General features: G+C 42.2%; 15 protein-coding genes. 5 read left to right on the top strand and 10 right to left on the bottom strand.

The genetic code is table 11. From position 1 onward, the window contains the following. Window positions 1-5: 5 nt before the first annotated feature. Together mrfA and MKY10_RS10660 are read right to left on the bottom strand one after the other, a co-directional pair. Window positions 6-2,255, bottom strand: coding sequence for an ATP-dependent helicase MrfA (mrfA, locus tag MKY10_RS10665; RefSeq protein ID WP_003230697.1), 2,250 nt, complete (start codon window positions 2,253-2,255; stop codon window positions 6-8). Between the two features lie 102 nt (window positions 2,256-2,357). Beyond that, entirely contained in the window at window positions 2,358-2,864 is a 507-nt protein-coding gene (locus MKY10_RS10660; RefSeq protein ID WP_044052678.1) for a PTS glucose transporter subunit IIA, read from the bottom strand. Window positions 2,865-3,001: 137 nt separating this feature from the next. On the opposite strand from MKY10_RS10660, the gene MKY10_RS10655 reads away from it, so the two are divergent. Next, a complete protein-coding gene (locus MKY10_RS10655) occupies window positions 3,002-3,421 on the top strand; it encodes an Hsp20/alpha crystallin family protein (RefSeq protein WP_015251833.1) in 420 nt (139 codons plus the stop codon). 20 nt (window positions 3,422-3,441) lie between these two features. On the opposite strand, the gene MKY10_RS10650 is transcribed toward MKY10_RS10655, so the two are convergent. Further along, window positions 3,442-3,819 carry a YppG family protein gene (locus tag MKY10_RS10650; RefSeq protein WP_015251832.1) on the bottom strand — a complete coding sequence of 126 codons (378 nt, stop codon included), beginning with the start codon at window positions 3,817-3,819 and terminating at the stop codon, window positions 3,442-3,444. 187 nt (window positions 3,820-4,006) lie between these two features. Between MKY10_RS10650 and MKY10_RS10645 the strand changes: the two genes are divergently transcribed. Beyond that, a complete protein-coding gene (locus MKY10_RS10645) occupies window positions 4,007-4,195 on the top strand; it encodes a YppF family protein (RefSeq protein WP_003230690.1) in 189 nt (62 codons plus the stop codon). Window positions 4,196-4,233: 38 nt separating this feature from the next. On the opposite strand, the gene MKY10_RS10640 is transcribed toward MKY10_RS10645, so the two are convergent. After that, window positions 4,234-4,605, bottom strand: a complete 372-nt coding sequence (locus tag MKY10_RS10640) for a YppE family protein (protein ID WP_003246080.1) — start codon at window positions 4,603-4,605, stop codon at window positions 4,234-4,236. Between the two features lie 45 nt (window positions 4,606-4,650). Then, window positions 4,651-4,896, bottom strand: a complete 246-nt coding sequence (locus MKY10_RS10635; protein WP_015251831.1) for a YppD family protein — start codon at window positions 4,894-4,896, stop codon at window positions 4,651-4,653. Between the two features lie 198 nt (window positions 4,897-5,094). On the opposite strand from MKY10_RS10635, the gene sspM reads away from it, so the two are divergent. Then, the gene (gene sspM / locus MKY10_RS10630) at window positions 5,095-5,199 is read left to right on the top strand and encodes an acid-soluble spore protein SspM (RefSeq protein WP_003225606.1); all 105 of its coding nucleotides are present in this window, start codon (window positions 5,095-5,097) and stop codon (window positions 5,197-5,199) included. A gap of 24 nt (window positions 5,200-5,223) precedes the next feature. Here the strand turns inward: sspM and MKY10_RS10625 are convergent, their stop codons facing one another. Further along, window positions 5,224-6,186 carry a DUF2515 domain-containing protein gene (locus MKY10_RS10625; protein WP_015251830.1) on the bottom strand — a complete coding sequence of 321 codons (963 nt, stop codon included), beginning with the start codon at window positions 6,184-6,186 and terminating at the stop codon, window positions 5,224-5,226. A 40-nt stretch (window positions 6,187-6,226) separates the two neighbouring features. On the opposite strand from MKY10_RS10625, the gene recU reads away from it, so the two are divergent. Together recU and MKY10_RS10615 are read left to right on the top strand one after the other, a co-directional pair. Then, complete coding sequence (recU, locus tag MKY10_RS10620; protein ID WP_004399067.1) at window positions 6,227-6,847, top strand: Holliday junction resolvase RecU; 621 nt, start codon at window positions 6,227-6,229, stop codon at window positions 6,845-6,847. 21 nt (window positions 6,848-6,868) lie between these two features. Then, the gene (locus MKY10_RS10615) at window positions 6,869-9,601 is read left to right on the top strand and encodes a PBP1A family penicillin-binding protein (RefSeq protein ID WP_339226439.1); all 2,733 of its coding nucleotides are present in this window, start codon (window positions 6,869-6,871) and stop codon (window positions 9,599-9,601) included. A gap of 75 nt (window positions 9,602-9,676) precedes the next feature. Here MKY10_RS10615 and MKY10_RS10610 read toward each other — a convergent pair whose 3' ends face one another. The 4 genes from MKY10_RS10610 to asnS form a co-directional block, all read right to left on the bottom strand. Next, entirely contained in the window at window positions 9,677-10,171 is a 495-nt protein-coding gene (locus tag MKY10_RS10610; RefSeq protein WP_029726783.1) for a YpoC family protein, read from the bottom strand. Then, window positions 10,168-10,827, bottom strand: a complete 660-nt coding sequence (gene nth / locus MKY10_RS10605) for an endonuclease III (RefSeq protein WP_009967580.1) — start codon at window positions 10,825-10,827, stop codon at window positions 10,168-10,170. The genes MKY10_RS10610 and nth overlap by 4 nt, the downstream gene beginning before the upstream one ends. A gap of 18 nt (window positions 10,828-10,845) precedes the next feature. Further along, complete coding sequence (gene dnaD / locus MKY10_RS10600) at window positions 10,846-11,544, bottom strand: DNA replication protein DnaD (protein ID WP_004398499.1); 699 nt, start codon at window positions 11,542-11,544, stop codon at window positions 10,846-10,848. Between the two features lie 92 nt (window positions 11,545-11,636). Further along, window positions 11,637-12,929 carry an asparagine--tRNA ligase gene (gene asnS, locus MKY10_RS10595; RefSeq protein WP_004398777.1) on the bottom strand — a complete coding sequence of 431 codons (1,293 nt, stop codon included), beginning with the start codon at window positions 12,927-12,929 and terminating at the stop codon, window positions 11,637-11,639. Between the last annotated feature and the right edge of the window lie 26 nt (window positions 12,930-12,955).

Raw genomic sequence — 12,955 nt, 5'->3', positions numbered from 1 at the left:
CCTCCTTACGACATTTGATCCAACAGCTGCAAAATTCTTTCCTTTGCTTTTATCCCTTCTATTTCCGTACCTATACAAGACGGACAGCCGTCATGACAAGGACAATGTGTAATCAGTTGTTTCGCCGCTTCATTAATGTCTGAAAAACGTTTAAAGACTTCCTCCGCCAAACCGATACCGCCCGGATAATGATCATATAAAAATATGGTTGGCAATCCGGTATGGGCTGCTTTAATTTGAGAAACAACATGAACATCATTTCGATCACACATGATATACACAGGGACAATATGCTGCAGCACATTCGAGATGCCAAGAAGCAGCTGTTCCAGTGTCTTTTCCCCGATGTCTTCATCCGCTGTTTTGATTTCGAGCCAAGCTGCACTTGTATGCAGTTCTTCTTCCGGCAAATGAATGGGTCCAGACCCAATATTTTCAAAAGTGGTCATTTTTATTTTTTTAAAAATGGTCGGCAGGGCATTGACAGTGACATCTCCGTAGTGCAATGATGTACGGCTTTTTTCTTTCGTTTTATCGATTTCTAATACCTTCAGCTGAACTGCCAGGTTTGCATCCGTATAATATTCGACATCGACTTTTCTGACATACGCCTTTTTATGGTCCCAATCGAGCTTCTCAACTTGATACTGAACGCCTTCATGCAAATAAATCGCTTCATCATGCAAAAGCGTCATCGCACTAAAACGGTCCATTTCACCGATAATCCTTACATTTGCAATATCCGACTGATCAACTATAACGACATTTTCCTGGGAGGCGGAACGCAAACTGATGTTTGAAGCAGGAAACGACTCACTTGCCCAATGGTACCGTTCGCCGTTGCGGTGAAGAACAGCCTCTTCCTCAAGATACTCAAGAATATCACTGACTTCCATGGGTCCAAATTCTTCATCAGCTCTAAAAGGAAGCTCATAAGCCGCACACTTTAAGTGGTCTACTAAAATAATCAAATTCTCCGGATTGATTCTTGCAGATTCAGGCGAACGATTAAAGAAATATTCAGGATGCCGCACAATATATTGGTCAATCGGTGTTGAATTGGCTACCATGATAATCAAAGATTCACCGTGTCTTCTGCCGGCTCGTCCCGCCTGCTGCCAAGCACTTGCAACACTTCCGGGATACCCCGTCATTACACACACTTGCAGCTGGCCGATATCAACACCAAGCTCTAAGGCATTCGTACTGACCACTCCTAAAATGTCGCCTTCTCTCAGGCCTTTTTCGATTTCTCTTCGCTCTTTCGGCAGATAGCCTCCCCGATAGCCTCTGATTGATTTTGTTCCAATCTCTTTTTTCACAAGCTCCTGAATATGGCTTAAAATAATTTCCACCCGAACTCTGCTTCTGGCAAAAACAATGGTCTGCACTTTGTTTTTAAGGAACTCTTTCGCCAGTTCATTCACTTCTGCGGTTGCGCTCCTTCTAATATTCAGCGGTTTGTTCACAATTGGCGGATTGTAAAACACAAAATGCTTGCGTCCGCTCGGTGCGCCATTGTCATCGACCAGCCGCATCGGTTTGCCTGTCAGCTGCTCTCCCAATTCCTTTGGGTTGGCAATTGTTGCGGAAGTACAAATAAAAACCGGATCACTTCCATAAAACCGGCAGATCCGCTTTAGCCGCCGGATCACATTTGCCACATGGCTGCCGAACACACCTCGATACGTATGAAGCTCATCGATGACGATATACTTAAGGTTTTCAAACAAACTGACCCATTTCGTATGATGCGGTAGAATGGCAGAATGCAGCATATCGGGGTTTGTAATGACAATATGACCTGCTTTTCTCACCTTTTGTCTGATTGCCGGAGACGTATCCCCGTCATATGTAAAGCTTTTAATATCAATGCCCATTTCATCAATAATTTCATTTAGCTCGCTCTTTTGGTCTTGTGCCAGCGCTTTAGTCGGAAATAAATATAACGCCCGGTTTGTTTCATCTTGGGCGATGGACTGCAGGACTGGGAGGTTGTAGCATAACGTTTTTCCTGATGCTGTTGGCGTTACGGTAACGATGCTTTCTCCTTTTTGCACATATTGAAAAGCGGAATATTGGTGAGTATATAGTTCATCAATGCCCCTTTTCGAAAGGGCCGCTTTGATTCTCTCGTCTATACTTTCGGGCATAGGCCTTGTTTTTGCTTCCCGAGGCTCAATTTCATGCCAATTCACAACGTTTTCATTTCCTTTTAAATCAGAAATGAGTTCAGTCAGTGATTTCTTTTTCATTCTTTACACCTCTTTGTCAAGTACAGTTTACCGAATATTTGTTTGCATGGCTAGGTGCAAATTTTATACAGTTGAATAAAAAAAGCAAGGCATACGCCCTGCTTATTTCGCTTTTATTGTAAGGAGCTTTGATTCGCCTTTACGAGCAGCCTTTTCGCCTGCCGATACCATTGATCCTACAGCCTCACCATTCATTATAACGATTGGGATGACTGTGCTGCTCGCTTTTTCTTTTATTAATTCCAAATCACATGTAATCAGCGGGTCACCGACCTTCACTTTATCCCCTTCTTTAATGTGGGCAGTAAATCCTTCTCCGTTCATATTGACTGTCTCCAGCCCGACATGAATTAACAGCTCAATTCCCGAGCGAGTCCGAATGCCAACGGCGTGTTTGGTGTGGAAAATCTGAATGACTTCACCTTCAGCGGGAGAAACGATTTCACCGCTAGAAGGTTCCACCGCTATTCCTTCTCCCATCATTTTCTGTGAAAAAACAGGGTCCGGTACATCTGACAGGTCCATTACTGTACCGTCTGCCGGAGAATAAATAACCTCTTCTGTCACCTTTTCCTGAGTTTTGCCCATTCCGAATAATTTTTTCAGCAATGTATTTTCTCCCTTCTCATTCACTTCAACCGTTATCCCTTCATTCACCACTATTTAACCACACTTTCAATTTTGCTTCAATTTATAACAACATCTGGCATAGACGCATAATCTGGATAAAAAAGGCGGTGGCGAAATTGGAATTCTATGATGACAAAAAGAACGAACTGCAAAAGAAAGAAGAAATCATAACGGAGGCAATCGACACTCTTTTTCAATCCTCAGCGTTCGGCAACCTTATAAACAGATTTCAGAACCTGATCAACTCGAGTTTAAAGGATGTGCAGACGACCATACATGTCAGAGAAAGAGATACTGGGCTGTATATCGATATTACCATTCCGGCGACGTTTCGAGATGGCGAGATCGTCGTTGATGTTAAATCGAGGTATCTCCATGTAACACTCCAAGAAAAACAGAAACACCAAAATGAGGCTACCTTTACAAGCATGACAAGAACGGTTCAGCTGCCTTATGAAGTTCGCCAAGAAGATATGGAAACGTCTTGGAACGAGCAGACAATGACACTTTTCTTTCCAAAAAATAAGCATGAATGAACGATTCATTCATGCTTCTATCATTTAAAAAAGCTGGTAAATCCCTTTATTAAAGATCCGACCTGATTCATTGCACTCATTACTTGACCTGTCGTATCCATCATTTTATTAAAATCAAATTGCCCATTGGCTTTTTTAAACTGCGACATAATGCTTTGAAATTGCGAAGGCTGCTGTTGATTAGGCCTTGGGATAGGATAAGGGTTAGAAAATACAGGCGGCTGCATAGGCATAGGCTGAATCGGAGCATAAGGCTGATAATAATCCTGCTGTCCATAATGCTGCTGAGGCAGTTGTTGCTCTAAATAACCGGGTGCAGCCTGCTGATAATATCCTTGCATTTGCTGAGGATAATAATAGCCCATTTGCCGAGGATAGCTTCGAGAGCTCCCGTTCATTGCGATTCCCCCTTAAACACAACATATTTCTCTTCTATATATGTATGAATGACTTCTATTGTTTGTGTCACAAGTGATGATTAGCATTTGTCAAATTGTGTCGAAAGTTTAAATTTTTTAAAAACAGAAAAAAGTCGAATCATTATGGTACCATATTTTCAATACAGATGAGAGGGGATGCACCATAATGAACGTATCATACTTAAGCAAACGTTTTGCAGAAATGAAGAAATATGAAACAGACTGTATGAATAAACTGATGGACTTTGCCAAGTTCCTCTATATTCAAGGACATCTCAGCATAACTGAGTTTCGTAACAGTATGAAGGTTCTCGAAGCAAATGGAGCAGAAAGCCCGGCATATGAGATGAATTAACGTCCGGCCCCCTATAAAAACGAAAAGAAGACAGCCTTTTACCGGCTGTCTTCTCTTGCAATTTCATCCTTTACTGCGTGCAATGTATAAAGGACTGACTCAGTGATGTCCTTGAATCGTTTTTTATGAATATGATGAACATAAGATTGAAGGACCAATTCCAGGAAATTATCCTTTACGGCCTCAATTTGCTCTTTATGCACATATTTTGGCCGGCGGACTTTTATCAATTCAAGAGCACCCTCTGCCCAGCGAGCAGCCAGTTCATCATTCTCTTCAACTGCAGGCTTTATCGTCTCAAAAAAATCATAAGAATGATTACTGTTTTTTCCTTCCTGATACCGATCAGCGCCTTTTTCAGCAACTTCAATCATTTGCTCGGTCATTTCCAGCAAAGTTTGTGATAGCAATATCTTTCACCTCAATGCCTATCGTACCAAATTTCACTCGCAAATTCAGCCGATACGGTATACCTTCTCAAACGCATACCTGTGTTCAGGCGATTGATACAGCTCATTTATACAAATATGAAGATCTATGATTTCTTCTTCCAGCATACTTAGGCGATCGTTTTCCGTTTCCCGCATCTCAGCCTCTAATGCATTTACAGAATGATTCAGGCTTTGCTCAGCTCGCGTTAATTCATCTTCTATATCAGAAAGCATACGGAGAATATCTGTCTTGCATACATAACCGGACATTCGTGTACCTCCCTTTCCTTGTCTCTCCCGGTTAAAATTCTTTGCTCTCAAGGCTCTTTCCTTCCTCATGACAAAACTAGAAGCAAATCGCCAAACAAACAGGTATTCCACGAAAAGCTGAAGTTTTCGACAAAAACACCCGCAAAAATTGTATGATCCTCCTCCTTAATGCAAACGATACTTGTGAGGAGGTGCCGTATGAAAACAAGACCGAAAAAAGCCGGCCAGCAAAAAAAGACTGAATCAAAGGCAATCGATTCTTTAGATAAAAAATTAGGCGGCCCGAACCGCCCTTCTACGTAAGAAGCAAGGAATTTCCTTGCTTCTTTATTTTTTGAGCCACTGCTCCACCGCAAAAAGCGCATGAAGCTGGCGCTTTTTATGTAAATACCAGTCTGTCAATTCAATCTGCTTCGGCAATTCCTCGCGCCTAAAGAACGTTTTCTTTATCTTTCCATGAAACCAATCTGTTTTCGTTCCGTCTAATGAGTGGATTAACTCAGGGTAGCATGTCCTTAGCATAGGAGATGTTCTTTTTGTAATCCCGATCATCTTTTCCATATCAAAACGGGAACCTGTGTGCGGCACTGTGTGCAAAAAGTGATAAAAAGAGGAGAACAATTCTGGCTTGAACAGCAATTGAGACAGCTGCTTTCCCAGCCTTATCCTTTCCTCCGCCTTCGAAAAGCGTTTCACTGAAATGCCGTAAAAAAACCCATTTGAGGAAGGAAAAATAACGGTGTTAAAATGAAACCAGTCACTTAAATAAAAAGGAATCGTGTCAAAAACATTCTTTTTAAACGAAGGATTTTGTATAATAGGTGTTTGGATAGTGTTTTGTTCATTTATAATGAGGGCATACATTAGCCGCTCCGTATTTCGCTCATGCCAAAAACGGGTCCATTCTTCCGACATAAATTGTGAGACGCCAAACACATGCAGAAGATGAAACAGCGGTTTCCCGACTCTTTTTGACCAGTGGTATAAAAGAAGCTGCGGATAGGCATCCGAAAAAATAAGCCAGTTCGCTCTTTCATAGGCTAAAAAGAACCATTTTTGCTGTCTCTCACGGAGTCCAAGCTGAAACAGACTGCCTTTTAAGTCAGTCATTGACCAGCCGGCATTACGAGAAACGAAAGAAGCCAAAAGCGACCATTTGATTTCCGGGTGACGGTCGTAAAATGCTTTATAAGCATTTGTTCTTGAAATGTTATCCGCGTTTTTTATTTTTGTCTGCCGCTCAATCCGGCTCAGAAGCTTTCTAATGGTCTGTTGTTCTTGCACGTTCATTCACTTCCGTCATGATTAGTTTAATAAGGAGGATGAGAAAGTGATTCGGTATCCTAATGGAAAAACATTTCAGCCGAAACATTCGGTTTCATCCCAAAACAGTCAGAAAAGGGCCCCGTCTTACAGTAATCGCGGAATGACCCTCGAAGATGACTTAAACGAAACGAATAAGTATTATCTGACAAACCAAATTGCCGTTATACACAAAAAGCCGACACCTGTTCAAATTGTAAATGTCCATTATCCAAAAAGAAGTGCCGCAGTGATTAAAGAAGCTTACTTTAAACAATCATCGACAACAGACTACAATGGGATTTACAAAGGGCGGTATATTGATTTTGAGGCGAAAGAAACGAAAAACAAGACCTCTTTCCCCCTGCAGAATTTTCATGACCATCAAATCGAGCATATGAAGCAGGTAAAGGCTCAAGACGGTATTTGTTTTGTTATTATATCCGCTTTCGACCAGGTTTATTTTTTGGAAGCCGATAAGCTGTTTTATTTCTGGGACAGAAAAGAAAAAAACGGCAGAAAATCAATTCGAAAAGATGAGTTGGAAGAAACAGCTTATCCGATTTCTCTTGGATACGCACCCAGAATTGATTATATTAGTATTATTGAACAGCTTTATTTTTCGCCATCATCTGGTGCGAAAGGTTGATTAACGAAAGGTTGAGATGTTATGTCAGATCAATTTAACAGCCGTGAAGCTCGACGAAAAGCGAACAGCAAGTCGAGTCCTTCACCGAAAAAAGGCAAGAAACGAAAAAAGGGCGGATTGTTTAAAAAGACCCTTTTCACTTTACTCATTCTGTTTGTTTTAGGCGTAGTCGGCGGTGCTGTTACATTTGCCGTCATGGTTTCTGATGCGCCGTCCCTTGATGAAAGCAAATTGAAGACGCCTTATTCATCAACGATTTATGATAAAAATGGAAAAGAGATCGCCGAAGTCGGCGCCGAAAAACGGACCTACGTCTCGATAGATGAAATTCCCGATGTTGTAAAAGAAGCCTTTATCGCGACAGAAGACGCTCGTTTTTATGAGCACCACGGGATTGACCCTGTCCGTATCGGCGGTGCTTTAGTTGCCAACTTTAAAGACGGCTTCGGGGCTGAAGGCGGAAGTACGATCACCCAGCAGGTCGTCAAAAACTCCCTTCTTTCACATCAGAAGACGTTGAAACGGAAGGTCCAGGAAGTATGGCTTTCGATTCAGCTGGAGCGCAATTACTCTAAAGATGAAATTTTAGAAATGTATTTAAACCGGATTTATTTTTCTCCTAGAGCATACGGAATCGGAAAAGCGGCGGAAGAATTTTTCGGCGTTACAGATTTAAGCAAATTGACTGTCGAACAGGCTGCGACGCTTGCAGGAATGCCGCAGAGCCCAACAGCGTACAACCCGGTCAAAAACCCGGATAAAGCGGAAAAACGACGCAACATCGTACTCAGTCTGATGAAAAAGCAAGGATTTATTTCTGATTCTCAATATAACAAAGCGAAAAAAGTGGCAGTGAAAGACGAAGGCGTCGTGTCACAGAAGGAATATGAAAAAGCAAGTACAAACAAATACAGCGCATTTGTTGAAGAGGTTATGAAGGAAATTGATGAAAAATCTGATGTCGATCCATCTGCTGACGGATTAAAGATCTATACGACATTAGATACAAAAGCACAAGATAAACTAGATGAATTAATGGACGGAGACACCGTCGGATTTACTGAAGGCATGCAGGGCGGTGTGACGCTTCTCGATACCAAAAACGGAGAAGTCCGAGCGATTGGTGCGGGACGCAATCAGCCTGTCGGAGGCTTTAACTATGCTACTCAAACTAAGGCACAGCCTGGTTCGACCATAAAACCGATTTTGGACTACGGACCAGTTATTGAAAATAAGAAATGGTCCACATACGAACAAATTGATGACTCAGCTTATACGTATTCTAACGGAAAACCGATTCGTGATTGGGACCGCAAATATCTAGGGCCTATCTCAATGCGTTACGCTTTGGCCCAATCAAGAAATATACCTGCTTTAAAAGCATTCCAGGCAGTCGGTAAAGATACTGCTGTAGACTTTGCAAATGGACTCGGGCTTGGTTTAACAAAAGATAATGTAACAGAGGCCTATTCTATTGGCGGTTTCGGTGGGAACGATGGTGTTTCTCCTCTGACAATGGCAGGTGCATACAGCGCGTTTGGAAATAACGGAACGTATAATGAACCGCATTTTGTAAAATCTATCGAATTTAACGATGGCACGAAGCTTGACTTAACACCAAAATCAAAATCAGCCATGAGTGATTATACTGCGTTTATGATTACAGATATGCTGAAAACAGCTGTGAAGACAGGTACTGGACAGCTTGCACAAGTACCTGGTGTAGAAGTTGCAGGAAAAACAGGAACGACTAACTTTGATGATAATGAAGTCAAAAGGTACAATATCGCTAGCGGTGGCGCCCGAGATTCTTGGTTCGTTGGCTACACACCGCAATATACAGCTGCCGTCTGGACGGGAATGGGAGAAAACGAGGCTGGAAAGAAATCACTTTCAGCTGAAGAGCAAAAAGTTGCAAAGCGCATCTTCGCCCAGCTCATCGCCGATGTCGATGACGGAAGCGGATCATTTGAGAAGCCTGACAGCGTAGTGGAAGCCTCTGTAGAAAAAGGCTCAAACCCTGCAAAACTGGCAGGGCCAAATACGCCAAGCGATAAGAAGCTCACAGAGTACTTTGTTAAAGGCACAGCTCCTTCTACTGTTTCTAAAACATATGAGAAAGAAGAAAAAGAGGAAACAGCTAAACTGTCTGGTTTAAACGTGAAATACGATAAAGACAATCAATCTTTAACGTTAAGCTGGAATTATGACGGAGATGCGACCTTTGCTGTAAAGCAATCTGTTGACGGCGGCAGCTACTCGGAAATTCAAAACAGCTCTGCAAAAGAGGCAGTTATTTCGGGTGTGCAGCCAGGATCTGTATACAAATTCGAAGTAACAGCCGTCAGTGATGATGGCAAAAGTACAGCTTCCACATCCTATGAGGTGCCAAAAGCTGAAGACGATGAAGATAAAAAAGACCAGCAACAAACGGATGATGAAAAACAAGATGATGAGAAGACTCAGGATGATACACAAAATGATGATTCTCAAAAAGATGACGGTCAGACGGATCAAGATCAGACAGATGATTCAACAAACGATCAAGACAAAAAACAAGACAATACGAACACCAATCCGTCCGACAACAATAACCAAGACCAATCAAACGACAACAGTAACAACCAGGATACGTCGGATGATGATTCGAACTCTGGTAAGAATGATTCAACAGGTTCTGACACGAATAAAAATAAAACAGACACATCTAATAAAACACAAACAAACTCATCATCCATTGAAAAAACAAATTAAACAAAAAAGCCGTCACCTTTGGGGTGATGGCTTTTTTGGTACACAATAAAAAACCTCCCGTTTTAACAGGAGGTTTTATCGATTCATCGCATGATATTTGTAAAAATGCTTTTTCATTTCTGTAAACAGCTCATCAAGCTGAATAAAGCAATGGTATTGGGTCGGCTTAAGAAGAATAAATTCCACTCGTTCAGCCCAATTAATCGGCTTTGCGGGATATGATTTCTCCCTCAGTTCTTGCCAATCGAGCGATTTCACCGGCTCACCTGCTGTCCAATGTAACGAAGCCAGCAAACACACAATGCCCTTTAACATTTCGTTTTGGTCACATCTCGATTTTCGTGTTTGAAAGACTGGGAGAAGTGATGCTTTGATGTCATCCCACACTTCAAATAAAAGCGGAACGTATTTCCCGCTGTCCTCCCATGGCAAATCGCCTTGTAATTCCGTGCAGAAATCAAAATACACGGGATTGGTCTGCAAGGTTTTCTTCATATCCGAGGAACTCTTCTGGCCAAGACTGCGCAAGTATTGCTCATAGGAAGCCAACACTTCTTTTGCTTGCGTCATCGTTTCACCAGTCCTTTTTTATCCCTCTTCTGCCCTTCTCTGCACAAAGAAAGCAGCGGACACTCCGCACAGCGCGGAGATTGGGCTTTACAGTGATATCTGCCGAAGAAAATAAGCCGGTGATGCGTAACGGACCAGTCTTCTTTGGGAACCTTGCGCATCAGCGTCTTTTCAACTTCCAGAACCGAGTCCTTCCACCGGCAAATGCCCAATCGTTTGCTGACTCTCTCCACATGGGTATCTACGGCAATGGCCGGCACGCCAAACGCAACGGATACCACTACGTTTGCAGTCTTTCTCCCGACCCCTGGCAGTTTGACAAGCTCATCGCGGTCTCTCGGCACTTCTCCGCCGTAATCTTCAATAATCATTTTACTCAGCTTTTGAATATTTTTCGCTTTATTACGATATAAACCGATTGATTTAATATCCTGCTGAAGCTCTTCCAGCGGAACAGCCAAATAGTCTTCCGGCCGTTTATATTTTTGGAATAATGTTTTGGTCACTCTGTTTACAAGTGCATCTGTACATTGCGCAGATAAAGCAACAGCCACCACTAATTCAAAAGGATTGGAATGAACCAGTTCACACTCCGCATGAGGAAACATGTCACCTATCTTGTCTAAACAGAATTCAATTTGTTTTAGATTTAACACGATTGTCACCTTTTCACTTTATTGTTCAAGCCAATTGTAAAAAGGAACCTGCCTTTTATACTCTTTTTGCGGTTCATTCTGCTTTGCTTGTACACGCCGGAATTTTTGGCTGTGTATTTTTGCCTGCTCCACAGTTTTAAGCCCGTTTTTCTTCCATTCAAACAAAATCCGGTCAATGTAGCGGAAACTGAGTTTTCCTGATAGTACAGCCTCTTTTAACGCGTGTTTGATCAGTTGTGCGTCATGCTGATCCTGGTCCTGCCAGATCGCCAGCGTTTCACACTCCAAAGGCGATAACGGCCTTGCGAACTCTTCCTCAAAAATGGTATAAAGGCTTTTTTGTTCCCCTTCTGCTTTTCTTTCCTGTGTTTGATTCTGTGCAAGCTGAATATACTCGTACAGCTTGCCCCATAAAGGCTGAAGAGAATATTTCTCAAATTTGATGCCGTTTTGATCCTCGCATTCTTCAATAAACAGAAAGCCTTTTTGAATAAACATCCGCAATCTGTTTGTACATTCTTCAACAGAAATTGACATACCTTCCTGCAGCTGATTCGGTGTAGGAAAATATGATCCTTTTTCTAAATGCATTTTAATTTTTAACAGCAGAATAAGTTCTGTTTCATTAAGCCCAAGCTGTTTATAATGCGTGAGCAGAAGATTGGGGATGGTTGATGTTCCCTGCTCCTGCATATCAATAAATTGCTGTTTTTTCATCGTCACACCTCTTACTGTAAAGGATTGTGATTGCCCCTTTACTGTAAAAAGTCTCCCTTGCAGGAGACTCTTTTTTGTTTCATTTGAATGTATTACGGATACAGACGGTTTAACAGTCTTGGGAACGGAATCGTTTCACGAACGTGAGGCGCTCCGCTGATCCAAGCTACTGTCCGCTCTAATCCAAGGCCGAAGCCGGAATGAGGAACTGATCCATATTTTCTAAGTTCAGCATACCATTTATATGCGTCAGAATCCAGTCCATGTTCTTTAAGACGCGATTCCAAAAGTTCCATATCGTGAATTCGTTCAGACCCGCCGATGATTTCTCCATAGCCTTCCGGCGCAATCAAGTCAGCGCAAAGCACAACGTCCTCACGGTCAGAAGCCGGCTGCATATAGAACGGTTTTAAGGACGTCGGATAGCGAGTGATGAATACCGGTTTGTCATAATGTTCAGCAATCGCTGTTTCATGAGGCGCTCCGAAATCATCTCCCCACTCGATATCGTCAAAGCCTTTTTCTTTCAGAAATTCAATCGCTTCATCATACGTAATTCTTGGGAACGGGGCTTTGATTTGCTCAAGTTTTGACGTGTCTCTTCCCAATGTGTTTAGTTCAATTTTGCAATTTTTAAGAACTGATTGCACGATGAAAGAAACGTAATTTTCCTGTACTTGGAGATTTTCTTCAAATTCTACAAACGCCATTTCCGGTTCGATCATCCAGAATTCGATTAAGTGACGCTTTGTTTTAGACTTTTCCGCTCTGAATGTCGGTCCGAAAGAGAATACTTTTCCTAAAGCCATTGCCGCAGCTTCCATGTAGAGCTGTCCGCTTTGAGACAGATATGCATCTTCATCAAAGTACTTTGTCGCAAAGAGTTCTGTTGTTCCTTCAGGTGCGCTTCCAGTCAAAATCGGCGGATCCACTTTTACGAAGCCTTCGTTATTAAAGAATTCGTAAGTCGCGCGAATGATTTCATTACGGATTTTCATGATCGCATGCTGGCGCTTTGAACGCAGCCATAAATGTCTGTGATCCATCAAAAATTCCGTTCCGTGTTCTTTTGGTGTAATTGGATAATCGGTCGCTTCGTGAATGACTTCAATATCTGTCACAGCAAGTTCATATCCAAGCGGAGAACGCTCGTCCTCTTTGACAATTCCTTTTATATAGAGCGACGTTTCCTGCGTCACTGATTTAGCTGTTTGGAAAATGCTTTCTTCCACTTCCGCTTTTACTACGACACCCTGAATAAAACCGGTACCGTCCCGAAGCTGTAAAAACGCAATTTTCCCGCTTGAACGCTTATTAGCGACCCAAGCTCCGATCGTTACTTCCTCACCTACGTGCTTGTACACTTGGTTGATTGTTGTTTTCAACATATTTCCCTCCAAAACAAGAAAGA

This window comes from Bacillus sp. FSL P4-0290, from assembly GCF_037975435.1.
Classification (GTDB): domain Bacteria; phylum Bacillota; class Bacilli; order Bacillales; family Bacillaceae; genus Bacillus; species Bacillus subtilis.
The sequence above is the reverse complement of the archived record's forward strand: the minus strand, read 5'-3'. Positions and strand labels throughout refer to the sequence as shown.